This is a genomic window from Streptomyces sp. NBC_01352 (assembly GCF_036237295.1).
In the GTDB taxonomy this organism is placed as follows: Bacteria; Actinomycetota; Actinomycetes; order Streptomycetales; family Streptomycetaceae; genus Streptomyces; species Streptomyces plumbiresistens.
Window position 1 is genome coordinate 11,202,023 of the sequence record NZ_CP108354.1, and the last position, 25,245, is coordinate 11,227,267.

A 25,245-nucleotide genomic window follows, 5' to 3' on the forward strand; every position below is an offset into this window, starting at 1 on the left:
GGACCATACAACATCCATCTTTTACCTCCGAAGCTTTTATGGCCGAGGCCATGTCTTGGGATCCTGAGCGTTCCCAGTGAACGTGGTGGAATTATGCCACTTTGCCGTCTTGGGCACGGTCCCCAGTGGGGTGCCGACCTGAAGGGTGGCGTTCTCTGGAAGCAGAGTGTTTACCTGAGTCTTGCACCAGTTGCAAATTCCGTTCGGGTTGTCGATCAGGAGTCTGCCGCTGGTTGCGTCCATTTCGCGCATGAGTAGAGCTGCTTGCCCTTCAACGTGTGAGCTCGAAATGTAGTTTTTCAGCTTTCCCTGCTTCGATATCAGGGGTATCAGCGCGCCGTCGATCTCAAGGACCCCGGCTGTTTTGCCGTCCTTTTGGAGGGTGACGAGCAGCCGTTGGGCCGCGGTTAGTGTCCCTCGGCTCTCAGCGATGCTCGCGTTCAGAACAAGGAGTTCGGGGTTTTGTTCGCCAAACCTTCCACCGAGGGCCAGCATGGGGGCCAGTGAGCCGTTATTCCACGCCGCCTGGTAGGTGAGGGACTCAGGATCCGCTCCAGCAGCACTCGCCCATCCGTCGTAGGTCTCCGATGTGTCCTCAGTGGCACTGCAGGAACCGGAATCGACCCAACAGAATGGGTTGGCAAGGTCGCTTACCTTGTTAAGACCGTAGGCTATGCCACCCAAATGACCTAGGAGGTTATCGCGGTTGTTGCTGCCCTTTTTTCTCGGGGCCGGGTCTGGCCCCTTTTTGAACGCGACTCTAGTGGAGACATGTCCTCCGTCAGTACGGACGGCGACGGTTATGGTGCCGGTTCCGGTGCCGCCGCCCGTCTTCTGGTACTGGACGTTGACGCTGTAGGTCTGGGTGGAGTGGTACACCCAGGTCCCGTTGGGGCCCATCGTCATGTAGTCGTGGTAGGTGCCGCCGTTGCCGTCGCTGCACCCGCGGTCGCAGTCCGTGATCGGCCGCAGTCCGGTGGGGTCTGACTTGGTGACGGGCGTGTTGTTGGCATAGGCGTAGCCGTTGAGGGACTCGTGGTCCTCGGGGGCGAGGGCGGGGTCGACGGAGAGGAAGCGTCCGGTGGCCGGGTCGTACTCGCGGGCACCGATGTGGGTGAGCCCGGTCTCGGCGTCGGCCGGTTTGCCGAGGAACCCCTTGTCGTCGGGCCAGATCGACGGTGTCGCACCTCGCGCCTCGCCGAAGGGCTTGGTGTAGCGGCGGGTGATGGCCTGGGTGGTGGCATCCACCGTCATCGAGGCGGTGCCGTGGTGGTCGTCGACCATCCAGGACAGACCGGTCTCGGTGCGGACTGCGGTGGCGTCGCCGGCCGGGTAGTAGCGCTGGGCGGTGAACTTCTTGGCGGCCGTGTCGTAGTGGAGTTCCTGACCGGCCAGGTAGAGGACGGTCTTGACGGGGCCGCGGCGGATCAGCAGTTCGCCGCTGGCGTCGTAGAGGTAGTCGGTGGTCTTGGTGCCTTCGGTGAGGCTGCTCAGTTCCCCTTCGATGTCCCAGACGAGGCTCTGCGCGCTGCCGGTGGTGCCGTAGCGCTTGGTGGTGTTGCCCTGCTCGTCGTACTTGTAGTCCTTGGCCGTGCCGCCGTCGACCGTGACCGAGGTCAGAGCGTGGGGCTGGCCGGCGCCGTTGGCGTTGACAGCCGGGTAGCCGTACGCGGTGGTGGTGTTAGCGGTGGCCTTGTGCTCGGTCTGGGTGTCGCGCAGGCCGCCGACCTTGTAGGTCCAGCTGGTCCAGTACGGGGCCGGACCGCCGAGCGCCGTCGCCGAGCGGGCGGTGCCACAGTCATTGGAGGACGGCGTCCATGCCTCGGTCAGACGTCGGTAGCCGTCGTAGGCGAAGCACTGGGTGTCCGTGCCGTTGGCCTTGTCGGTGACCGATTTGACGTTGCCGGTGGCGTCGTAGACGTAGTCGACGTCGCTGGTGTAGCCGGTGTTGGTCTGGTCAACGCTGTGAGTGTTGGTCAGGCGGCGGGTGCCGTCCTCGTATCGGTTGAGGATCTGGAGTTGCTTGGCGCCGGTGGAAGTGCCAAGGCGGGTCTCCTCGATCTCGCCGTACGGGGAGTAGCCGATGTTCTGGACGTAGTCGGTCATGCCGTCGGTACCGGTGAGCATGCCGAGGTCGTTGTAGCTGTTCGTGACGGTCTCGGCCGGCAAGCCGGCCACCGCGGGCATCGAAGTGGACTGGACGGTGCCGTCGATGTTGTAGGTGGTTGACGTGGTGAACGTCAGAGGGGCGCCAACGGCCGTGAGGGCCTGGGCCAGGGGATCGGCGGCGGCTATGACGGTCTTGGTGCCCTTGCGGCGGCCGAGCATGTCGTAGCCGGTGACGACCTGGGAGTAGATCTTCCCGGTAGTCCCGCCTACGTAGCGGATTGCCGCAGTCGGCTGTCCCTTGGCTAGGGAGTCGTAGGTGAACTTGCTCAGTTGGTGGGCGTTGTCCTTGGTCCCGTCCCAGGTGCCGATCTTTCGGCCGAGCACGTCGTACTCGGTGATCAAGGTCCGAGAGGCGCCATTGAGAGTTGAGGTGACGGTCAGCGGCTGGTCGGCGTCATCGTAGGTGGTGTCGACCCTGCCCTTGTCGGGGTCGGTTGACGCGATCTTGCGGCCGCGCAGGTCGTAGTCGTACGTCCACACCGCCCCGTCCGGGCCGGTCATCTTCTTGAGTTGACCGTCACCGCTGTACTCATACTGAGTGCGGGTGTAGTCGCTGCCGGTCGGGGCGGGACCGCCGTACTCGCGGCGCTCGGTGATCCGGCCGCGTGCGTCCTTGATCGTCAGAGTGCCGGTGCCGCCAGCAGCGGCTGTGACGGCGGTGCGGTCGCCCTGATCATCAGTTTTGGTGCGCCACTTCTCCTGGTTGTAGACCCGGAAGATCGAGTCGGTGGCTCGGCCGGCGGCGTCGTAGACCGTCTCCGTGGAGGCGGGGACGGAGCCGGGGAAGGTGTTGGCAAGCGTGCCCGAGGGCGCGTTGTTGTCGTGGACCTGGGCGTTGGAGATGTAGGCCAGGCCGCGGTCGTCGTACAGGGTCTCCGAGATCACCCGGCCGCCGCCCGGGGCGGGAGTCTGCTTCTGGCGGGACCGCAGCAGGCTGTCGAGGATCTCGTAGGAGCTGTTGTAGGTCTGTCCGTCGGCCTTGAGGGCGTCGGTGCGGACCCAGGTCTCCTTATCGTTGTTGACGCTGTAGGCGTAGACGATGCTGGCAGCGTCACCGAGACCACGGGCGCGGTCCGGCTTCCAGACCGAGACCAGGCGGCCGAGCGCGTCGAAGGACCACTCGGTGAAATTGCCGTTGGCATCGGTGGTCTTAGTCGCCGCACCCCAGGCCGGGTCCACCTCGGTGGTGGACGTGTACAGCTTGGCGTCGGTCGAGGTCTTGGACGTCATCGGGCCGTAGCCGGTGTCATCGGGGACATAGGTGGTTGAGCTCGTGCGGCCCACGGCGTCGGTCTCGGAGAGCGGGCGGCCCAGCTTGTCGAACGTGGCTCCGAGTACCTTCTGGTAGACGGGCGACTTGTCGAGCGGGCTGTAGCTTGAGACCCGGTAGGAGGCAGTGATCTCGCCCTTGCTGGGTGCCGCGCCGACCGCCTGGTTGTCGTAGGCGGCGGTAACGTCGGAAATGACGTCGTCGGGGATCACCGGTGCAGTCGCGCAGGGGACCGCGTAGGTCTCGGTGCGGGAGATTGTGTTGACCAGCCAGGCTGAGGTGTTGCGGGCGTAGCTGGTTTTGACGCACGACTCGTCGCCGGTCTTGGCGGCGTCGCCGCTGTCCTCCACGGTGATCGGCATGCCGTACGTGGTGTCATACGTGATCTTCTGAGCGACTGTACGGGTACCGGTGGACGTCTTGGTGCGGGTGGCGGTCTGGCCGGCCTGGACGATCCAGGAGTCGGTGGTGCCCCAGCTGTAGGTGTGGCTGCCGGTTTTGTGGGACCAGGGGGTGTTGATGGTGCCGCTAACTTCTGCGGTGCCGTTGTAGACGATGGTCTCGCGGACGAAGCCCGCGTACTGGCGGGAGTCGTCGATGGCAGTGCCGGTGGAGTCGGTGACCTTCTCCACGCGGGCGGTGCCGTCGAGTTCCTTCTCGCCGTTCAGGCCGCGCATGTAGAGCGTGGACTTCTTGGAGCGCGGGCCCTCGGAGTCGCCGGAGGTTTCCACGACCTTGCCGTAGCCGCGCCACTGCGACCAGGTGCGGTTGGAGGCTTTGGTGATGCCCTCGTCGTCGGCGTAGGCCCAGCCGCCGCCGTCCTGGTAGTCGTAGTACTTCTCGCCGGTGTCGCCGTGGCCGTAGGGGTCGTCCTGGAAGACGGAGGTGACCACGTACTTGTGGAACCAGTCGGTGACGGGGGCCGCCCCGGACTGGGACCACTTGACCGGGTAGCAGCGGCGGGTGTTCTTGTCGATGTCCGCCGGCATGCTGGTGCCCCAGATGCAGTCTGGGTCGGAGTAGTTGACGGTGAGGGTCGAGCCGGTTTCGGACTTGATGGTGCGCACGCGCCACTTGATGTAGCGCAGGGTGTCCGGGCCGCTGCCCTCGACGTGGTTGGACAGCTGGATGCCGCCGAAGACGATCGGCGGCATGGCGGCCGCGGTGGTGTTGGCCTTGCCGGTGTTCTGGATGGACTTCAGCCACAGGCTCGCCGAGGAGGCGTCACCGGTGTCGGGGAAGTTCTGCTCCAGGTGCCAGGCGTCCACATCCCGCTGGGTGGTGCCGGTGCCGGTCCACACCGAAGTGGTGACGTCGGTGAGGCGCTTGCGGGTGAAGAAGGCCGGGCCGATCTGGGTGGTGCACTTGGTGCCGGACGCGCAGATCATGTCGAAGGGCACGTCGGGCCAGTTGGCCTTGGTGTCCGCGGTCAGGCTGGAGCAGCCGCCGGAGACGACGCAGCGCTCGGCGTAGGTGAAGCGGACCTGCTGGGCGGCCGGCTTGGAGTAGATCAGGTCGCTGCGCAGGCCGTAGTCGATGCGGTTGAGGTAGCCGCCGCGGGTGTAGGCGGTGCCGTTTACCGTGGTGTCGGCGTTCTTGGAGTAGTAGTTCGTCTCCCGGCCGTACCAGTAGGTGGCGGCGTTGCCGTGGGGGTCCACGACGTAGTCCAGGTTCCAGCGCCAGGCCTGGTAGCAGGAGGAGTCGGCGAAGCCGGTGGACTTGTAGCAGGGTTCGCCGGAGTCGTCACCGAAGACCGGGACGGTCCACCCGGAGTTGGTTGACGGGTCGTCGTCGGCGGTGTCGGTCGTTCCCTTGTCACTCCAGCCGGGCATCCGGTGCTTGCCGAAGACATACTGGATACCGGACGCGTCCGTCACCTTCCAGTACTCGCCATTGTTGTCCCCGTTGCCGGTGGCGCCGGTCAGGTGCTCGACGCGGGAGCCGTCCTCGTTCTTCACCTTCCACGAACCGCCGGAGGCCTCGGACAGGGCGGCGGTGTCGCAGGCCGCCTTGTCGGCGCAGGTGTTGACCAGCTCCACCGCCTTGCCATTGAGGACCAGGGTGGCGTTGGCGTACTTCCAGCACAGGTCGCCCTTGCCGGACTGGCCGTCGTCCTTGCAGGCGCCGTACTTGCGCTCGACGTAGGACTCGGTGATCGAGAAACCTTCACCGATCACCGAGGTCTGGTTGTTCTCCCCGGCCGTGCGGCCGTCGACCGAGGCGGAGTTGTAGGAGATCGACAGGTTCGGGGACGGGCCTGCCGTCGCCGGGGGAACCCGCAGCGGGTAGTTCCAGGTGAAGTCACCCGTGCTGCCGCCGGCCTCCCAGGTGGCGGTCGGGGACAGTGGGGTGGCGCTGTAGTCGCTGCCGCCGCCCGAACTGTCGGCCGCCGCCGCGAGCAGCATCGGGGTGCCGGCTGTCAGGGTGCGGGCGGAGACGGTGCCCGTCAGGGTCTGGGACTCCGCGTCGTTGTCCGCGCCCGCCACGGGGCGCTGGGTGCGGCAGGACTTCTTCTGCGGTGTGGTCAGCGCACACGCCGGGAGGGTCACCAGGCTCAGGCGGGGGCCGAAGTTGCCGCCGTAGACGTCGTTGAACGAGGAGTAGTCCAGGGAGACGCGGAGCTTGTCGGTGTCACCCGCGGCGTTTTTGGATGCGGACTTCGCCGGGTCGACGGTCAGCAGGACGCCGTTGACGCCAGCCTTCTTCGCAGCCGACTGGGGATGGACGCTGATCGCCACCTTTTCAGCCGGACCGGTGGCCTTGGCCGCTTTCTTGCTCCTCGCCGGCTTGGGCGCCGGGGCGGCGGGCTGCTGGGCCAGCTTCACGCCGAGCCCGCCGACGGTGACTGCGGCCCCGCCGGTCGCCGGGACTTCGGTGGTGGCTTTCCCGGACGTGGGCCACGCGGCCTTCTTCAGCCGGTCGCGGGTCTTGCGGGCGGCGGTGGCGGCCTTGTCCTTCGGGGCCTTGGACGTGCCGGGCTTGAGCACGCCTACCTTGTCGATCTTCGCGTCGGGCCGGTCCTCCAGCGGCTTGCGGGCTGCCGGGGTCTGGGCCTCGGCGGCGAAGTCGTAGCCCGAGGGCACCACGACTTGGGGTAGGACGGAGAGGGAGACGACGAGCGCGCCACGGCCGAGCCAGCGGCGTATGACCGCCCCTGGCAGGCGTGAGCGGAAGGGGGATGAAGACACGGTGATTTCCCGGTTCTCGGATGTGGGCAGGAGGCGCTCGGGCGGCGTCGGCGCCCGAGAACGCTGGATGTCATCGGCGGGTCCGCGGAGACGCCGACGAGTGGTTTCGAGCAGAGGAGAGGAAGAGCGGGACAGGACGGGCAACAGGGCCCGCCCTGTCCCGCCCCGCTTCTACTGCTGCTCGGTGTTGCGCCGGTTGGCGATCGTGTCGGTGGAGGTGGCTCCGGCCCAGACGCGGACGCTGTCGATCTTGCCGGGGAAGTAGCGCGCGGGAGCGCCGTTGATCTTCGCGCGGCCGACCTCAAACGCTCCGCTGCCCTGCCAGGGGGCGGTGTAGGGCACGCCGTACTCGTCGCCCATCCGGGCGCTGTCGACGTACAGCTTGAGGCCGCCGAGCTTGGAAGTGTCCTGGTCATCGACTTCCGCCTGGGCGTCGTAGACAACCGTCAGCATGACCGGGACCCCCAGCTGGGCCGTCGTGAGGGCGTCGGACACGCTCGTGGTCCAGGCCGCTCCGGTCCCGTCCTTGTCGGGGCGGCCGAACGTCCACCGCCCCTGGGTGCTGCCGGCCGGCTGCTCATACCAGACACCCCAGGCAGACTGGCTGGCCCCGGACTGTCCGAAGACCTGCACCGCGTACGACTTGCTGGTGTCGGCGAGCTTGGCGGGGTCCAGTGTCACCCAGGCGGTCGCGGTGAACGAGCCGGAGTCGTCGACTACCGGACCGGTGGCGGTGGCATACGCGCTGGTGCCGTTCAGGGTCATCGCCTGGGTGGTGGTGACCTCTTCGCCGATGTCCGGGTCGCCGGTGGTGAACTGGGTGAGAGCGGCCCCGTTGAGGGTGAGGTTCCGGCCGAAGCCGCTGGTGTCCTTCACCGTGGTGCCGGTCGCGTTGGCCATGTCCGTGGCGTCCCACTTGGCGACGAGCGCCGGGACCGGGTCGCCGGCCGTGCCGTCGCTGAGGTCCTCGTCCTCCAGCCAGGCCTCGTGGGCGACTTCGGTGTCCGCGAGCGCTCGGGACCAGACCTGCACCTCGTCGATGGTTCCGGCGAAGTTCTCCTTGCCCGCCGCGGCGTGCCACAGCCGTCCGACCTGCAGCCCTCCGGACGCCTTCCACGGGGTGACGGTGAACGGTACCGGAGCACCCTGCGGGACGCCGTTGACGTAGAGCTGAAGGGTCTGCGCCGCTGCGTCATAGACGCCCGCCAGGTGAGTCCAGGCGTTCAGGACCGGCGGCTTGGTGCCGATCGAGCGGACGATCGCGGGACTGGTGACGTCCGTCTCGTGGCGGTTGAAGATCCAGGCGTTGTAGGCCGTGGAGTAGTACAGCTGGAACCCGGAGGCGTTCGTGCCCGCCTGGGACAGGACGGTGTAGTTGACGTCTTTCTTGGCCAGACGCGCCCAGGCCGAGACGGTGAAGGACTTGGTGGTGTCCAGGACCGCACCGGAGGTGGAGAGGTAGGCGCTCGTGCCGTTGAGCTTCGCCGCGCCGGAACCGTTGCGGGCCAGGGTGTCCCAGGTGGCCCCGGAGGAGGTCAGCGGGTGCTGGGTGGCGGTGGTGGAGTCGGTGAGGGCATTGTCCAGGTGCCAGATCCCCGAGGGCTGCTCGGCACCCTTGACCAGGAAGCTGTAGTAGCCGGTGAGCGAGCTGTGGCTGGCCGCGTCGTAGGCGAAGACCTGGATGGTGTTCTCACCGGCCTGGTTGGGCGTGATCGTCTGGGTGGTGGCCGTGCCCTTGGCGACGGTGATCGGAGGGGAGAGCGCTCCGCTGTTCAGCTTCCACCTGAAGCTGACGACGTCGGACTGGATGCCGGCCGTGGTGGTGTTGGTGTCTGCGGGGGTGAAGGTGAACCTGCCCGGCGTGCCCACGCCGCCCGCGGCCGGGGCGGTCTCGGCCGGCTCGTAGACGCCGTCCGCGCTGGACACCACAGGAGGCGGCGGCGAGTCGGTGTCGACCCGGAAGTAGCACCAGGAAGACCAGGACGAGTCCAGGACACCACTGGCGCCACGGTCCGTCATGTAGTACGCCTGCGTTTTGACCCGCATCCGGTAGTCCGTCTGCGCCGGCAGCGTGCTGGTGGACGCGTCGCGGCTGGCGTTGTCGGCCACCCAGGCACCGTCCGGAGAGGCCGCGTACCAGGCGCGGCTGGAGCCGTCCGCCTTCCACACCTCGAACATGGCGCGCAGCTGGGAGTTGGAGCCGTCGGCCGACTGCACCGTGGCCAGCATCTTCGGCGAAGTGTCGCTGGTGGCGAAGGGCAGCGTGGAGGCGTTGCAGGCCCGCCCGGTGGTGCCCTGCCGTACGCCGTACGACGTCGGCTTGTCCGGGTAGGAGACGTAGGTCACCGACAGCTTCGCGTCGTTGCGGAACCGCGCCCAGGCGGCTGCGTCGGACTCATCGTGCGCGGTCAGCGAGAAGGTGATCTGCGCCGACTTGTTCGCGGCATGGGAGGCGAGGGTCGTGGTCAGGTTCTCGTTCGTCTCCTCGCCCACGTTGTCACTGAAGCGCACCCAGTTCGCCGGCTGCGACGGGCTGCACAGGGTGCCCCGCCCGTAGGCCACGTTCCGGTCGCCCATCAGGTCGTCCGCGGTGGGGCGGGTCGACCAGGTGGTGCTGGAGGAGATGCCCTTGTTGACGTGGCTGAGGTCATACCAGTGCGGATCGCAGGTGAACGTCCACAGCTGGTACACCTCCATCGTCGCGTCCAGGACCTTCTTGCCGTGGATCGACGAGAGCGGGTACTCGAAGTACATGCGCTGGGTGTACGGGGTGTTGGCGCAGAGGTAGCCGGCGTAGTTGGAGCAGCGCCCCACGCCCTTGTCGCCGTCGAACTCCCAGTACTTGGTGCCGTTGGAGGCCAGCGCCGTCCAGTCGCCCAGCGCGATGCCCTTGGTCGGCGGGTCGATGTAGAGCGGGAAGACGGTGTCCTCGCCGCGCAGCAGCGCCGGATCGGGCGTGATCTCCAGGGTGGTGCCGGTGACCTTGAGCGGAAGCTCGGCCGCCGCGTCACCGCTGCCGGGACCCTCCGAAGGGGCCAGCTCGCCCCCAGCAGCGGGAAGCGGGTCCGCCTCCGGCACATCCTCGGCCTCTGCCGAAGAGGCAGTGCGGGCGAGTTGCGTGGTGACGCCGGTCGTGGAGGTGCCAGTGTCCGGTGTGTCACCGGCCGAGTCCCACATCCGTCCCGCGGGACTGTCGAAGACCGGGGTGCCGTCGCCGTCGCGCGCGACGAAGCCGCCGTCGGCCGTCGGGGCGATATCCAGGCCGCCGGCGGAGAGGGTCATCCTGATCGTTGCGAGCGCCGGATTCTGGGCCGCCTCCGCGGTCTTGACCACGAGCACCGAGGTGTAACCGGAGCTCAGCGCGGTCAGTTTCAGATCGACGTCCGGAAGAACTCCAGGGTAGGTGGCGGTGTCGCCGTCGAGCCGGGGCTCGGGAAGCGCGGTCGGCCAGCCGAGCTGCAGCTCGCGCCCCTCGTCCTCCAGCGTGACCAGTCCGTCCCCGCTGCCGCCACCTGAGAAGACGAGATCGGCCGTCGTATTCTTCGCCCGCACTGAGCCGTCGGCCTCGCGCACGAGAGTGGTGTCGATAGAGGCCCAAGTGCCGTCGTCCTTCCGGGCACGGACCGGAGCCGCGTTCATCTCCTGAGTGAAGGTGCCGTCCGGGTTGGCGAACACCTGGGACGACTCGGTGGTCGAAGCGTCCACGGCCACTCGCTCACCGGTCTCCGATGCGAGAACACTCGACTCCGACTCCGGCGTGCTGTCAGCCGCTACTGCGGCCACCCCGTCATCAGCGAGGGCTGGAGTCGATCCAGCCCCCACCACCGCACCCCCCAGGAGCGTGACGACTACCGCCCAACTCCCCATCGCATGACGCCAACCGTGCCGTGTTTGCGTAAACACGCCCCCACCGGTCCTCCCCTTAGATTTTCTTTACATGAAGCTGTGAGGATCATGTGTTGGTTGATCATGCTGGTCAATAGTGTTGCGCGTCACATTGGCTCCCCCCAGGCGCGGTCGGCGCCGGGGGCGGTCCGCGCGGGGAACGGGGGCGGGCAGGGTGCGCTGGCGGGGCGGGCGTCGCCGGGCGGCTGGGGGCTGGCGGGCCTCGGCGGCCGCCATGCAGCTCGTCGGCGACAACTGTGGGATTCGAGACATGCGTTGCTTGGGCATCTGGATCGGTAGCCTCGCCCCGGCCGACTGGCCTAGCCGGCGCATGGGTTCGGCTTACGGACACCCCAGCCCGCCCACGTGCCGGGGGCCGGGTAAGTGGCAAGGGTGCCCAGTGAGTCTGCTGAGGAAAGCCCGTCAGCATCTGCACACCGCGTCCGGCTACTCGGCCCGGCACGGCGCATCCCTGCCCGGCGCCCTGGCACAGCGCGCAGCCGAGCGGGGCATGACGACGCTGGCGCTGACCGACCGGGACACGGTCGCCGACACGGTCCGTTTCGCCCATCCCGCCGCGGCCGCCGGGATACGGCCCGGCTTCGGAGTGGACATCGGGGTCGCTCCGCTTGAGCCGCCCACGCCGCGGCGTGCCCGGACCCGGACGCCGGTGCGCGGCGGCGCGCACGTGGCGCAGGCGCCGCTGCGCATTCACGCTGCTCGCGCAGAACGCGGGCGGGTGGGCGAGGCTTGCCGTCTGGTGTCCGTCGCGCACGCCCAAGCCGGCGGCCTCGGTGCCGGTCGTGTCCGGGCCGGTGCTGCACGAGTACGCGGACGAGGACCTGGTGGTGATGCTCGGGCCTGCCTACGCGCAGTGCGGGCGCTGTCGGCCGGGCGCCCGGACCTCGCCGAAGCGCTGCTTGGGCCGTTCTGGTTCAGGCGTGCCTTGTCCACCGGCCTCCGACCCCCTTGATCCACTGCACTCGGCAGATCACGAGCGCGGACGCGTGGAAAGAGCGACAGGAGCCAGCTCGGGCAGCGAGCGCCGCTCCTGTCTGGTGAGGGCGCCGGGACCGAGTGGAAAGACACCTCCTCCGAGTTCGGTTCCGCCATACCGACCCACCTGCTGTACGCCTTGCTGTACGGTCGAATCATGTCGAAGTCAGTGACGATCCGGGTCCCCGAAGAGCTCCACGCGCAGCTGCAGGAACGTGCGGAAGCTGAGGGCACCACGGTCACCGCGCTCATCACCGAGGCCGCGCATAACGCGGTCCGCGACCCCCGCCTGGACAGCGCCGCCGACGTCTTCCGCTCGTTCGTCGCCGACAACGCGGCCGCGTTCGACGAGGCCTTCCCCGACGATGCCCCGGCCCGACTGGATGCCCCCGGACGGGCTGCTGCCTGACCATGGACCTCCACATCGACATCCGCTGGCTGCTGGAGCGCCAGGCGGAAGTGCTGCCCAAGCACCCCTCGGTCCATGACTTCTCCAACCTGGTGGCCGCAGTCGCCCGCCACCGCGTCAACACCCCCCAGGTCGGCGTCGCCGTCGACAACGTCTGGCGTGCGGCGGCCCTGATGCACGCCGTCATCCGGCTGCGCCCCCTCCCGGCCCGCAACGCCCTGTACGGCGCCGCGATCGTCACGGCGTACATGAATGCAGCGGGCGAGGCCCTGGACCCGCCGTACGGCGCGCTGATCGACCTCGCCCGCGACATCGACGCCGGCCACGCCGACGGGTACGACACAGCCGACCGCATCCGCTCCTGGCGGATCTGACCTCACCCCGAGGTGCCTGCCCCTGCGGGCCGTGACGAGAGCGTTCCATCGCTGGCGAGTGGCGGGTTTCGCCGTCGACCCACGGCGCGCTTGATGCCGCCGTAACCGGCAGGCCGATCCTGACGATGCCTCTGTAGCAGGCGCAGTCGCCGCTATGGCTGTTCTCGCGCAGCCGGGCGATCGTCGCGGCCGCCTGATCGTGGGCGCCGCGGACGGCGTGGTGAAGGCGAGGGCGAACGAAAACAAGCCACTTATGCAGCCTCCGTACGTGGCTACCGGGGCAGCCGCCAGGTCGTCCGCAAACACCTCGCCGCACTGCGGGCGGGCACCGCCGAACCGGTCCGGGCCGACATCCCCAGCCCGCGGAAGATCACCTCCTGGATTCATGCGGCCCCGTGAGATCCTCACCGAGAGCCAAGGCAAGCGGCTGCTGGGGGTCCGGCTCGCCTGCCCGGACATCACCTGCGCCTGTGACCTGGCCCGAGCCTTCGCCGATCTCTGCGTCACCGGCGCAGATACCTGCTACTGGAGTGGATTCGCCAGGCCGAAGAGGACGCACGGAAGCCGATGCAGGGCTTCGCCGGCTTCCTCCGCCAGGACCTCGACGCCATCACCGCCGGCCTCACCTCCCGTGGAGTTCTGGCGTCGTCGAAGGACACGTGAACCGGGTGAAAACACTCAAGCGAGCGATGTATGGCTGGGCCTCGTTCGAACTCCTACGGACCCGCATCCTCACCCAGCAATGAGCTTCCGGTATTGCTTCGGTCATCCACCTGAACCTCCAGATGCGGCCACATCATGGCCAGACGCTTCAACTGGCCCTTTACCGACACTCGCAGCGAACGCAGGGGGTCGTTCGGTCTGAAGTGGACGAGTGTTCCGGTGCTGCCGTCGGGCTCGACAGGCTCCAGGTCAGTAGCCGGGATGCCGTGCTCGTAGCGCTGGGTCCAGGCCCCATTGAGCCGGCGGTTGGTATGAACGAGCCATTCGCTGAGCGCGGCAACCACAGACATACCCCGGCGCGGATGACCGTCCTGAAGCAGCTCCGCTTCCGGAAAGTCGAAGAACCGAAGATCCTTTGATGCCATGACCGGCTTCTTGACGATCTGGCCGTGCTCGTCTGTACGGGTATCAGTGCCCCGCCCGTCATCCGCCACGGACAAGGAGCCATCCGGATAGAGGGTGACGAGACAGCGTCCGCCGCCCCTGCTTGATGCTTCGTCAGCGGCGTATGCAAGCACCTCAAGGAGAAGATGCCACGGGCCACCTGGTGCGAACTTCTCTGGAGCTTGTCGGATAGATGCCAGATGGTCCAGATCGACGACGCTGGACCAACCGTGCGTGGTGTTGACCCAGGAACCCCTAGAAACCTCCATCAGGCAAGTATCCAGGCAGCTCGTGCTGGCCTCGCAGGCAACCCACCAAGATCGGGTCGCTCACGAAACTGCGGCCAGAGCCGATTTCAAGAAGCGCCATCAACAGGGCTGGGTGGTCGGGATGGCCGACCTGGATGTCGGCAATAAGGACGGCCGCCCCCGGCCCACGCACCTCGCCCGCCGCCTCACCTCGATCCTGCTGCAGTTCGCCGTACGCCGCGGCCGCGGCCAGCCGCCCGCCGAACGCGCCCAGATCGTACGGTCCCTCACCACCGCCCAGGAGTCGGACACGTCCGCCCGCGAGGGCTACCTGTGGCACCAGGCCACCGAGGAGCTGTACCAATGGGACCAGGTGGTAGCCGCAGCCGGCCAGCACGCGGCGGCCGCCGTCGAGGACCACCTCGACGGCGACGAACTTCGCGACGCAGCCCAACAGGCCGCACACCGCATCACCCAGGCACGAGACCTCCTGCACGAATGGCACAGGGAGCGCGCAGAGTATCCGCTCGACGAAGAGCTCCTGGCGGGTGTGCTGCGCCCCGCGCCGAGCCTGCTCGCCCGGGCCCGGCGCCGCGGCGACCTTCAGCGACTTGAAGCCGACCTCGCGCGCCGGCCCGTCCACCTCGACCGGCCGGGCGGCACCTGGGCAGCGACGTGGCAAAGCGACGGCATCCTGACCGCGCACCGCGACGACGGTCTTTGTGCGCGCGGCTGGAGCGCCACCCCCGACGCCGTCGAGCAAGCCCTGCAGCCGTTCGAGGCCACCAGCCGCCACCGCCCACAGATCACCCTGACCTTGCACGGCGAACGGCCAGAAGCCCCCGCAGCGGGCAGTGACGCACCCGGCATCGATCGGGTGGATGTCCTGCGCGCCTTCGATGCCGACCGCGCCGCGCTCGACGCCACCGTCGCCGCCATCACCCAACTCCAGCGGGCCTGGCCCGAGCACGAGATCAGCGATCGGGTGCGCGCGGCCACCACCCAGCTCCAGGCCCGTGCGCCGCAGTCGCCGCATTTCAACCTCTACAACCGCCAGCAAGAGCACCACTGGGCCGCCAGCGAGAGCGCCGCCTGGGTGCGTACCGACGCCATCGTGCACGCCGTCGATAAGGTCTGGGGCGACTTCGACCGGTCCGAGGCGTCGCGCGGCCCCAGCTGGATACCCCGCGCCACCCGCGAACTGCTCACCGCCAAGCCCGAGCAGCTCGCCGCGTTCCTCCGCCACCACCTTGCCGAGGAACCAGAAATCTCCCTCAGCGTCATCAACGGACCGGCCGGACCGCTCTACAACGTCTCCACGGGCGGCGCCCATCGCACACACCTCTTTCGGATCTTGGGCCTGCCCTGGATGATCGCGAAGCTCTATTCCCGCATCCCGCCCCGCCGGTTCGACGTCGCTTCCGTCATCGACACCGCCAAGGGCATGACCGAGATCGAGCACGTCGGGCGCGGCTGGCACACCCTCCTCGAGCGCGGCCTCCTCCACGGCCACATCCGCTACGAAGGCGCCTTCGCCGTGCTCGACCTCGACCACGCCCCCGCGCCGTGGCTGCTCGGCGACGCCGCCCTCGCCAGCGCCTACAACACGGCCTACGAGCGCGTGTACCCCGGCGCGCTGACCGAACTGGGCATCCCCGCCACTGCCTTGACCGGCCGCAAAGCCTGGGAAAAGTGGCTGTACGGCTGACGACCATCAACCAAGAAGCCGTCGCCGAGACCCTCGCCGAACTGGCCCGCCGGGGCGTCACCTTCACCCCCGCAACGGTGGAGGACACCATCGAGCGCAACGTCCAGGCGATGGCCAACCAGCTCGGCCAATCGACGGAATTCACTGACCTGCTGAAACGCGGCAGTCGAGACGATGGGCCTCCCGTGAAGGGGCGTGGAGTCTCCCAGCGAACTGGGTTCTTAGGGCCCGGGGGTTTGCCCTTAGGTCATCGATCGCCGTACACCTTCCGGTGGAACTGCGGAAACCGTACGGCGTCCGGGTCGAGCAGGTCGATCAGCTCCACCAGCTGCCGCTGCAATGATTGCAGGCGCGGTTCGCAGGCGGTGATATCTGCGGCGATCACGTCCACATCCTGCAGCAACTTAGAGAACCACACCCCGAAGCGGTCGTCGCTGTCGAGGCGTCTGCAGAACTCGGGATAGTCCAAGCAGCGTCGGCGGCCTGGCTCGCTGTCCGGGTGGATCATGACACTGCCGATGGCGCGCTGCTGAATGCGGAACAGCCGTAGCTCGTCATGCTGAGCAAAGGATTTATGGAAAGTCTGACCGATCTGGGACAGCTGTGTTATGACCCGGCGGTTGGGGCCGCTGCGCCCGAGGTCCAGAAACTGCACGTCGCGCCGGAGGATTTCGACCCACCCCAGGTACTCGGCGATCACAAAGACGGTGCTTCGCCGGGCGAGTTCTGTATCGTCCTTTGTTCCCTCCGCGAGGAACAAGGCGAAGTATGTGCGGCCGAGGATGTTGAAGAGGCGGCTTTGCAGGTCGAACGCTGCCCAGGCAAGCGATGCCCCGTACTGGTCCATGTAGTTGAGCCGCTCGACGGCGACAATGCGCCGCTGAAGCCAGTAGCCCAAGAACGCTGTCGTTGCGGCACTGGCCAACGCGACGGCTGCCGAAATCCAGGTGAGCGCGTTCATGGAGAAAATGTAGGGCGCACTGGGATGCTTGCCGGGCACGCGGGGCCGAGAACTTCCTGCCGGCCCAGGTGCTCGTCGACTCTCATATCCACCGCAACGACGAACGGCCAAGATGCCCGAGTATGTTCCGCGTTCCCAATCTGGGAACCAGCAAGGCAAGAGCGCCGACGAACATGCGGCGGTCGTACGGGCAGCCGTTAACCTCGATCTTTCTTGACGGTCCGCCGACGGAGTCGGCGGACCGCCGGCGACCGGGATTGATCCTTTTGACGCGTCGCGTTACGTTGGCGTCTCTATCGGTGGACAGCGATGAGAGGATCCGGTGTTGGCTGGAATAGGCGTGGGCTACCGGCCGTACACGGAGTTGCTGTTCGTCTGGAAACACAAGCCGGAGCTGAACGACGCGATGTCGTCGCTGGTGCCACCCGAGTTCCAGCCCACTTACTGGGAGATGGTGGCCGGCCCAGCGAACTACGCCCGGTTGGGCCAGGAGGACGGCCTGCGCTGGTGGATGGCGGCGCACCAGTCCCCCGACGACCGGATGAGGCTGGAAATCTCGCCGGGGGTCTACCTCAGCCGCGATGAACTGACCGAGCTGGAGCAGCGACTGACCACGCCGTCAGTGGCACAGCACATGGCTGCCAGGGCCGTGGTGGTGGGTGCGGGGGTGGACCCGTTCGACGGTGATCCGGCGCTGAACCGGCGTCTCCAGGCAGCGATGCATAGCCGCCAGCACTGGACAACCGCGCACCGCACGAAACTTTGACGGCCGTCGCCGCACCCGCGGCTACCGAGATCGAGTCGACCCGCTCGCGATCCTGTTGCGGATGACGCACGTGTTCGAGTTGAGACGCGCCGCTACAGCGCCGGGCCGCCGCCCGGTGCTGATCTGGTTGTTGTCTGGCCTTCGAGATGCGGAATGCGGGCTAGGCAAGTCCCATCGTTGCAGGTCAGGAGCACTCTCCGCTTATTTGATCAAGACGTGGACGAGCACGCCTATGAAAGCGCGAGGTTAACCCTCCGCGCATTCCGTCACCTCAGGAGCCCGCATTTCGTCGGTTCCCCAGCTCGGCATCCAGGTGCGATCCGCCTGGCGGTACTTCGACGCCTCCGCGCTCGCCGACAGCCTCGCCCAGAGCATGCGGGAGTTCGAAGACAGCAGCCCCGACGAAGCGGTCGGACAAGCGCCCCTGCCGCCGCGGGACAACCCCGAGCTGGCTCTGATCCTCGCCGGCGTGCCAGACGCCCTGGCCCGGACCGGCGGAGACCTGTACGCCGTCATCCTCAACGTCGCCGTCAGCGCATGGATGGCCAGCCACCTCCACGGAGAAGACGGCTGCGAGGGATGCGACGGCAACCGCGGCCCCACCGGCCACGACTGGCAGGCCCGCATGCGCACCCTCACCGAGATGCAGCCGGACATCACCAAGTGGTTCGACCGCGACGTGTGGACCCGCGCCCTGAACAACACCGGCTTCACCGTCACCCGCACCTGACCACCCCGGGCTGGCACCACGGCCGAGACCGGTGGGACCGGCTTGCCACCCCGAAGCAGCAGGGCTTGCCCAGGCAAGGCGGGAGCTTGCCCACCGAGTCTCCCGACTCAGCCGACGGCTGCGCTGGCGAAGCCTTCCCGCTCAGCCGATGTAGATCCGGATGACCTCCACCCGAGGTGGCTGCGCCTACATCGAGGGCAGCGTGCTTGCCGGGTCGGTGAGTGTGGGAGTGTGGGGGCTGGTCGGGCCCGTCGCTTCCCCCCGTAGCGGCGGGCCCGGCCGCTGTCGTCTCAGCGGGCGAGGGTGACGTCGATGGGTGTGTTCGGGCAGCCGTCCAGGGTGTCGGTGAGGGCGGCCTGTTCGGCAGGATCGATGGTGAGGCCCCAGCGGGTCTTGACGGTGATCCAGTCGGTGGCGTACGTGCAGCGGTACCCGTGGGCCGGGGACTGCCAGGTGGCGGGGTCCTGATCGGACTTGGACCGGTTGGAAGCGCGTGAGTTCGCAGAATCCCGGAGCTGTGCCGCCAAGAACCCGCACGCTGGCTCCGTATCTGGAGAGGCTGACGTGCGGGTTCCAGCCAGAGCCTGTCCGGCGGATCTTGTGGCCAATTCGGTCTGCCTACCGCGGCCTCGATCCGCCTTTGCCTCAGGCCGTGATCACTTGGCCGTCGTGACAAGATCCGGGCGTGACGACGTTGTTCCTGACGGTCGGCCTGCCCGGGGCCGGAAAGACCACGAGAGCGCGACAACTGGCCAAGGAGCACAGCGCGCTGCGGCTGACACCTGATGAGTGGATGCTCCCGCTGTTCGGCGATCCGCAGCCGGCCGGGAAGCGCGATGTGCTGGAAGGACGGCTGCTCTGGCTGGGGCTGGAGGCGCTGAAACTGGGAACGAACGTGATCCTGGATTTCGGATGCTGGTCTCGTGACGAGAGGTCCGCGATCCGCTGGTTGGTGAAGTCTGCGGGCGCGTCCTGCCAACTCGTATACGTGCCGGTGGACCACGAGACCCAACTTGCTCGGATCACCCATCGCCAGTCGACCACCCCTGATCAGACCTTCATGATGAGCGAGATGGACCTCTCGCACTGGAGGACGCTGTTCGAGGAGCCCGATGCCACGGAACTTGACGGACACGAGGTAGGAGGTCCGCCTCCTGGATGGTCAGGATGGCTGGAGTGGGCCGCTGACCGGTGGCCATCGCTCGCGTGACTGTCCGGCCAACATGGTGCCGCCCAGTCACGCAGCTATGCCAGGAGCGCCGAGCCCAGAATCCGTCAGACAGGCTCTAGAACCGTTCGGTTTCTGGGAGCCGCTCCTCCGAGCGGCGCGACCGCTGTGCGAAAACCACTTGAGACGTCCAGCATGCGCTGGCACGGTGGCCCGTTGTGCCTGCAACAGATGCGTCAGAGAGCCCAGATCGTGAACCGTCGGGGGACGCACTGCCGGCATCTCGTACTGGCCCCGCGCCCGGGCAGCCGCTCCGCTCACCCGCCTTTCGATGGTTCCTGGCCGGTCAGTCGATCTCCATGGCCGGCAGCGCCATGGCGCCGGTCGCCCTGGCCTTCGGCGTCCTGGAGGCCACCGGCAGTGCGGGCTGGCTGTCCGCGGTCACCACCGCGGCCCTGGTCCCGATGCTCGCGACGCTCCTCCTCGGCGGCGGTATCGCCGACCGCTACCGGCGCGACACCGTCCTGCGCCTCACCAGCCTGGGCGCCGGCCTCACCCAGGCCGGAGTAGCGCTCGTCCTCCTGACGCACCAGCACCCGGCGTTGTTGCTGCCGCTGTCGGGCCTCAACGGCATCTTCCAGGGACTGACCAGGCCCGCGCTGCGCGGCATCGTCGCGAACCTGACGGCAGGACGCGGCATCCAGCGAGCCAGCTCGCTGCTGGCGTCCGTCAGGAACGCTGCGCAGATCCTCGGTCCGACAGCGGCCGGCCTGTTGACCGCCTCCGTGGGCGGAGGCTGGGCGATCGCGGCGGACGCGGTCTCCTTCCTCCTGGCGGCCGCGTGCTTCGCCCGGGTGTCGTTGCCGGACCTGCTGCCGCGTACCGAGGGCGGCCCGACGATGCTCGGTGAACTACGGGAGGGCTGGAGCTACTTCAGCTCACAGTCGTGGATTTGGTCGGTGACGCTGGCGTTCGCTGTCTTCAACGCCCTCAACAGGGGTGTCTGGCAGATCCTTGGCCCGGTGATCGCCAACGGCACCATCGGTGCCGAGGGTTGGGGACTCGTGCTGAGCGCCCGCGGTGTCGGGGCGCTGACGGCCGGCGTGGTGATGGTGAAGGTGACGGTGCGACGGCCGATGGGGCCGGCGCTGGCCTCGATGTCGCTGGGCGCGCTGCCGCTGATCCTGCTCGGCGTCGGCGCGAACACCCTCTGGCTGGCGGCTGCGGCCTTCGTGGCGGGCGTGGTCGCCGAGTTCTTCACCGTCGTGTGGGAGACCGTCAACAACACCCACATCCCGGAACGGCTGCTGTCCCGGGTCGGCGCCCACGACGAGTTCTGGTCCTTCGTGCCCGTTCCCGTCGGCCAGTTGTCCACCCCCTTCCTCGCTGCGGCGTTCGGAACGGCGACGGTCGCCGTCACCGGCGGCGGGGTGGCGGCGGTGGCGATGCTCCTGCCGTTGGTGGTGGTCTCGCTTCGGCGGATCGAGATCAACCGGAACGGTGACTGAGCCGCGGCGCTGGAGCGTGACGACGTCCGCCAGCCCGGTCTCGACCGGCAGCACGTCTTCGTCCGTCATCGCCGGTGAGCCCGCAGGCGAACCCACCAGGGTCAGCACACGACTTTCGGAATCGGCCACGGAACCGCAAATTACGGCAACCACTCGCAGAATCCGCGAGTTATTGCTGAGAGTTCACACCAACGAGTGAAGCCAACAACCAGGCCGTCCACGTGCTGCAATCGGACGTCGTACCCTCACGAAGAACTGTGGGAACCCACGCGCACTCCACTAGAGGTGGCGGAGACCGCGATCAGTGCGCGGGCGTCGTCGAGGTCGTTGGCGTAGGCGGTGCGTTCCTGCGTGGTCCAGGCGGAGGCGCCAGAGTCCCAGGACTCGGCGAGCGGGACCAGGTGGTCGATGGCGAGGGCGCGGGCCTGGGTGAAGGTGGCGTCATCGTAGGGGGAGTACCAGGAGCCGCCGCGCAGGGTGCAGTTGGCGCCCTGTTCAGGAGCGGTGACGGCTTCCTCGAGGAGGACCTCGTTCCTGGTACTGCAGCCGTCGCGGTCGGCGTCGATCCAGTGCCGGTACTTGTCGCGGCTGTAGCCGGCGCGGCTCTCCTCCTGGATGGGCAGTGCCGCCAGGGCGTCGCGGACCGGCAGGGCGATCATGTCGCCCGGGTCGGCGGCGTGCGCAGTAGTGGGGTTGAACAACGCGGCGAGGGCACAGAGCACGGCGGCCGCGGTGGCAGCGCGGGTGGGGCGCACAGGGCTTCCTTCCGAAGATCGCGAACTGGTTGTGATCTTCGTAGACGGCCCGACTCCGCGCCGCTCGGCGTTCCGTGGCCGGCTCACCCGATGGGCGGTTAAATCACACCATCACGCCGGTCCGTGGGCCGGGATGGGGCAGGGCCCGGGCGGATCGCGCAGCCAGCCAAGCCGGAACAAAGCAGGAGAGGGAGAAATGGCCATTCAGCTGGCCGATAAGCTCTAGTGCACGGAACTGGCCATTCCAATTGCGCGGAGGTGGCGCGTTTTCGTCGCCCGCAATAGTTGACGCAATGAAAAAGCGGCGTGTAAAGCACTAGTGTGTCCGGATTGGCGCGCCTTATGGGGCTATCTAAATTCCCTTTGATTCTCTTAGAATCTCCACCGCGTGGAAGCGGCCGGTGCCGCGGAAGGGTGGCCAGTGGCTGGTGCATACGGGGGCATTGGAGGGGATCTATGCACGCCAGGCACCGGGGTGATCAGCCACTGAGGAGTGCCTACTGAAGCCGCCCTGGCTGAGCATGCCCCAGAACGGCGTCGCGAGTGGACGGCTGAGCTCAGTCGAAGATTGAAGATTCCGCGCATCTGTTTGCGTAAAGCAGTGCAGTAATTGCGTTCCATTCTATGTGGGGGTTGAGATGGCTTCTTCGCGTCTTAGACGCATGTCGCGTACAGCGTTTGTATGTGCCGTAGGAGCGCTAGCAGCTACGACTGGAACGGCGTCTGCCGTCATTGTCACGGACAACATGTATCCGACGGGCGCATACGATGTCGCCTGCCACGACTCCGCCGTGAGCGAAGGGTTCTTCTGCCAGACCGACAACTCAACACTGACCGTGTTCCGGGAAAGCAGCCTCAACACTTACGGCAAAGCAAGCATTGCGGCAACCCTGAACGGCAGCTATGCCGGCACCGACCTGACGGTGAGTTTTTCCAGCAGCGCCGTCACCAGCGGCAGCGCGGAAACCGACATCATCTATCAGGGGAATAAACCGGTTCCGTCCGGGAACATCGGCATGACCTGGTGCAACGACGCGGTCAGCGCGCGCCGGTGCGATCAGCACTACGCACGGTGGTCGACGGCCGGCCCGACCCAGTCGACAGCGTGTCACGAGACCGGCCATGCTGTTGGCCTCACCCACGGCAATCGAGCGTCGCCCGCTCTCAGCAACGGAGACGACAGGTTGCGGTGCATGACTAGGCCGTCTGAGTTCAGCACGCTGGGCCCGACCAACGTCGGCAACATCAACGCTACTTACTGACCAGGGGGAGTCATGCGGTTGTCCAACAGGATGAAGGCCGCTTCGGCAGTCGTGGCCCTGGCCATCGCGGGGGGTGTGGCCTGGGGCGTAGCCTCGGCCGACCAAGGGGCAGGCATAGCCCTGATGGAGGGCGAGCCCAGGGTGCCTGCCGACACCCCCGCAGAATGGGTCACCTACGCAGACGCCGTCGTCGTCGCCCGCGTCACGGCCGAACGCGACACCATCAGCGTCTCCGAAGCAGAGTCAGACGAGAACGGCGGTTATCAGCCGCGAGAGGTCACTCTCTCGGTGGTCAGCGTCATCTGGAAGAACGAGCTCCTCCCCAACGCAACGACCCCCATCCCGCCGACACTGACGCTGCAGGCGTCCGGCGCCCTCGTCGAAGACGGGCAGGCAACCCCGGCTGCGATCGAGGAGTCCCCGCGCCTAGCAATTGACCACACGTACATCATGCCCATCGGGAAATTCGCCTCGAGCGGCACTTGGGAGATCATCAACAGCACGGCCGTGCTGCCCTATGACGACGGCACGGTCGGCACAGGCGAGTGGGAGGGTTCCGCATCCCGCACGCTCAGCCCCTCGGACCTGGAAGCGGGGAGCGTCGCGGTGAAGGCGCTGGGCGGCACGGCCGCCACGGTCAGTCAGACCCTGTCCTCGGCCAAGCCCGTGGACGGTGTCGAGATCGTCGGTGACCCCGACTCCCGGTGGCAGCAGGTTGTCGCCCGTAACGACGCATCCACCGAACCGGACCCACTGCCCAGCGGCTCCGAAACGCCAGGCGACGACAGCACGGTCGCCCCCGACACCGAGTAGGCGCCTCGGCCGTGCCCACGCTGGTGATCCAGTGGCGCGCCTGCACACGCAGCGGCTCCTGTGCCACCCCCGGCTTGGCCAGGTCAGGGCCTTGTCGCTCTGGAAGGATCCGAAGTCGAACGACCGGCTCTGGTCCTGCTGTTCACCTCGACCGGGCGGCCGGTTTCGGCGCCCGACTGAGTGCTGGCCGTTTCTCCGGTGCCATGTCAGTAGGGGGACCGCCGCGAAGCCCGCGCTGGCAAGGCAGTACATGAACCCGAAGAAGGGAGCAGGCCGCCGAACACTCGCCCGCTGGCGACAGCGTGCCGGGCCCGTACCGTACGACAGCCTCCGCCCGGGCGTCCCAGACCCATATCGCCGACTCACGCCACAGACGGGGCAGCTCGTAGACCTGCTCGGCGTACGGACTGGTTTCTTCCCCGGTCACCGGCTCCCCTGTCGACCGGTCCACCCAGCCGACCTCGACGAGCGAGGGCCGCCAGCTGATGTCGCCGACGAGGATGGCCTGCACGCTGGAGATCCCGGCGAAGCCCTTTGCCCGGGGCAGTCGCCATTCGCGTTCATGCATCCAGGTCGAGCCCTCGGCCGTACGCACGCTCCAGTGCCCGAGCCCAGCCTGCTGGAACTCGGCGTACACGGAGTCCGGGACGTACGCGACGGATCCTCCGCCGAAGGTGAGAAGTGTGGATCGATGGGTGACGATGCCCCAGGGAGAGAACCGGCGCGTGCCGATGAGGTACTTGAGGTGATCAGGCGGGCTCTCCGAGAAGCAAACACATGGGGTGGTCGCGCCGAACGGCGGAAATGCACGGAACTGCCCCTCCCGGAGGATGCTGTCCAGGCGTTCCTGCGCGCTCATGCCCTGGATCACGTCCGGTACCAAATCGGGCCGCCGCCCCTCGCGCCCCGTGAAGTGGTACAGATAGTCGCTCTGCGCGGGACCGGTGATCCCCAGATCCAGCATTGTCACCTGGTGTGCCGCCCCTTTCCTGTTTCAGCCGCGTGCATGGCCCGTCCGTCATACACGATGCGGCGGGCCGCGGGCGGGCTACTCCCAGCAGTGGCATCCGATGCACACGGTGCAGGAGCCGCACCCGTAGTCGCGCATCGACGACTGGAGGTCGCCGCAGGCCGGGTTGATCGGGACTTCGCCGGGGATCGGGCAGAAGCACTAGCCCTCGGGGCAGTTGCGGCGGCACCCGTCGTCCTCGTTGTCTGGTGGGAGCCCGCATCCCGGTCGCGGCCCTGCTGGGCGAGGGTGAGCAGCAGCACCCAGGCGTGGATCTGCGCACGGACCAGGCCGGCGGGGGCCGCGGCCGCGCCGCGCTCGGCGTACATGTACGCGGCGGTCAGGTTGCCAGTGTGGCGAGCCACCATGCTCTGCGCCGCGTACGCCGAGGCCGCCAGCGCCGTATCACCGCACCGGGTCGCGTACGACACGGCGGTGCCCAGGTGGATCCGTGCGCCGGGGCCGGGTCAGGGACTCTCTGACCGAGGGGAGCCCAGGATCGGTGGTCACCTGATCCGCCTTTTCCTGCTAGGCGGCAGTGAGTTGGAGGAGTTCCGGAACGCCCTGGGCGTGCTGGTAACACCTTGCTGGCGTCCGTCGTGGTGAATCGCGACGGACCGGCACATCAGACCGCCGGCCACGCTGCCGAATCGGGTGACCGGTGACCCGTCGTCAACGCCCGCCGCCACCTCCAAAGGATCTGACAGGCTGATCACCGCAGTGAGCGCGCGGCTCGGCGGGCCGCAGTGCACCCCCGTCGGGAGCCCGCGGAGGTCGAAGCCGACATACGAGTCGACGTACTCCCGCAAGACGGGCGCCGGACGTGCACCGATCCCGGTGGCCGTGTGGTCCTCCATTTTCGTCAGTGTACGAGCCGCCCAGCCCAGGAAGATCACCCTTGCCGCCGCCTGGGGCGTGG

17 protein-coding genes and 1 pseudogene are annotated in these 25,245 nt (G+C 67.5%); 10 read left to right on the plus strand and 8 right to left on the minus strand.

Annotated elements, in window-relative coordinates:
• Positions 1-36: 36 nt before the first annotated feature.
• Together OG252_RS51670 and OG252_RS51675 are read right to left on the minus strand one after the other, a co-directional pair.
• Complete coding sequence (locus OG252_RS51670) at positions 37-6,627, minus strand: RHS repeat-associated core domain-containing protein (RefSeq protein ID WP_329345029.1); 6,591 nt, start codon at positions 6,625-6,627, stop codon at positions 37-39.
• Between the two features lie 171 nt (positions 6,628-6,798).
• Positions 6,799-10,338, minus strand: coding sequence for a LamG domain-containing protein (locus tag OG252_RS51675; protein ID WP_329345030.1), 3,540 nt, complete (start codon positions 10,336-10,338; stop codon positions 6,799-6,801).
• A gap of 505 nt (positions 10,339-10,843) precedes the next feature.
• Here OG252_RS51675 and OG252_RS51680 point away from each other — a divergent pair.
• The 3 genes from OG252_RS51680 (at position 10,844) to OG252_RS51690 (ending at position 12,291) form a co-directional block, all read left to right on the plus strand.
• The gene (locus OG252_RS51680; protein ID WP_329345434.1) at positions 10,844-11,485 is read left to right on the plus strand and encodes a PHP domain-containing protein; all 642 of its coding nucleotides are present in this window, start codon (positions 10,844-10,846) and stop codon (positions 11,483-11,485) included.
• Between the two features lie 180 nt (positions 11,486-11,665).
• A complete protein-coding gene (locus OG252_RS51685; protein WP_329345031.1) occupies positions 11,666-11,917 on the plus strand; it encodes a YlcI/YnfO family protein in 252 nt (83 codons plus the stop codon).
• A gap of 2 nt (positions 11,918-11,919) precedes the next feature.
• A complete protein-coding gene (locus tag OG252_RS51690) occupies positions 11,920-12,291 on the plus strand; it encodes a toxin Doc (RefSeq protein WP_443068474.1) in 372 nt (123 codons plus the stop codon).
• A gap of 716 nt (positions 12,292-13,007) precedes the next feature.
• On the opposite strand, the gene OG252_RS51700 is transcribed toward OG252_RS51690, so the two are convergent.
• Positions 13,008-13,667 carry an ATP-binding protein gene (locus tag OG252_RS51700; protein WP_329345032.1) on the minus strand — a complete coding sequence of 220 codons (660 nt, stop codon included), beginning with the start codon at positions 13,665-13,667 and terminating at the stop codon, positions 13,008-13,010.
• A gap of 22 nt (positions 13,668-13,689) precedes the next feature.
• On the opposite strand from OG252_RS51700, the gene OG252_RS51705 reads away from it, so the two are divergent.
• Positions 13,690-15,354 carry a hypothetical protein gene (locus tag OG252_RS51705; protein ID WP_329345033.1) on the plus strand — a complete coding sequence of 555 codons (1,665 nt, stop codon included), beginning with the start codon at positions 13,690-13,692 and terminating at the stop codon, positions 15,352-15,354.
• 247 nt (positions 15,355-15,601) lie between these two features.
• Here the strand turns inward: OG252_RS51705 and OG252_RS51710 are convergent, their stop codons facing one another.
• Positions 15,602-16,315, minus strand: coding sequence for a hypothetical protein (locus OG252_RS51710; protein WP_329345034.1), 714 nt, complete (start codon positions 16,313-16,315; stop codon positions 15,602-15,604).
• Positions 16,316-16,655: 340 nt separating this feature from the next.
• Between OG252_RS51710 and OG252_RS51715 the strand changes: the two genes are divergently transcribed.
• Positions 16,656-17,081, plus strand: coding sequence for a hypothetical protein (locus OG252_RS51715; protein WP_266447566.1), 426 nt, complete (start codon positions 16,656-16,658; stop codon positions 17,079-17,081).
• 313 nt (positions 17,082-17,394) lie between these two features.
• Positions 17,395-17,811: a hypothetical protein gene (locus tag OG252_RS51720; RefSeq protein ID WP_329345035.1), complete on the plus strand. Its 417-nt coding sequence runs from the start codon at positions 17,395-17,397 to the stop codon at positions 17,809-17,811.
• A gap of 290 nt (positions 17,812-18,101) precedes the next feature.
• Here OG252_RS51720 and OG252_RS51725 read toward each other — a convergent pair whose 3' ends face one another.
• Positions 18,102-18,338, minus strand: coding sequence for a hypothetical protein (locus OG252_RS51725; protein WP_329345036.1), 237 nt, complete (start codon positions 18,336-18,338; stop codon positions 18,102-18,104).
• A gap of 158 nt (positions 18,339-18,496) precedes the next feature.
• Here OG252_RS51725 and OG252_RS51730 point away from each other — a divergent pair, with 158 nt between their 5' ends.
• A complete protein-coding gene (locus OG252_RS51730; RefSeq protein WP_329345037.1) occupies positions 18,497-19,021 on the plus strand; it encodes an AAA family ATPase in 525 nt (174 codons plus the stop codon).
• Between the two features lie 176 nt (positions 19,022-19,197).
• Positions 19,198-20,487, plus strand: a complete 1,290-nt coding sequence (locus tag OG252_RS51735; protein WP_329345038.1) for an MFS transporter — start codon at positions 19,198-19,200, stop codon at positions 20,485-20,487.
• 245 nt (positions 20,488-20,732) lie between these two features.
• Here the strand turns inward: OG252_RS51735 and OG252_RS51740 are convergent, their stop codons facing one another.
• Complete coding sequence (locus OG252_RS51740; protein ID WP_443068475.1) at positions 20,733-21,242, minus strand: HNH endonuclease; 510 nt, start codon at positions 21,240-21,242, stop codon at positions 20,733-20,735.
• 791 nt (positions 21,243-22,033) lie between these two features.
• Here OG252_RS51740 and OG252_RS51745 point away from each other — a divergent pair.
• Together OG252_RS51745 and OG252_RS51750 are read left to right on the plus strand one after the other, a co-directional pair.
• Positions 22,034-22,504 (plus strand): hypothetical protein, encoded by a 471-nt coding sequence (locus OG252_RS51745; RefSeq protein ID WP_329345039.1) that lies wholly within the window; start codon positions 22,034-22,036, stop codon positions 22,502-22,504.
• Between the two features lie 18 nt (positions 22,505-22,522).
• Positions 22,523-23,317: a hypothetical protein gene (locus OG252_RS51750; protein ID WP_329345040.1), complete on the plus strand. Its 795-nt coding sequence runs from the start codon at positions 22,523-22,525 to the stop codon at positions 23,315-23,317.
• Positions 23,318-23,459: 142 nt separating this feature from the next.
• On the opposite strand, the gene OG252_RS51755 is transcribed toward OG252_RS51750, so the two are convergent.
• Positions 23,460-24,287, minus strand: coding sequence for a hypothetical protein (locus tag OG252_RS51755; protein ID WP_329345041.1), 828 nt, complete (start codon positions 24,285-24,287; stop codon positions 23,460-23,462).
• A gap of 617 nt (positions 24,288-24,904) precedes the next feature.
• Positions 24,905-25,183, minus strand: a pseudogene (locus OG252_RS51760) (AraC family transcriptional regulator); the annotation flags it as partial.
• Between the last annotated feature and the right edge of the window lie 62 nt (positions 25,184-25,245).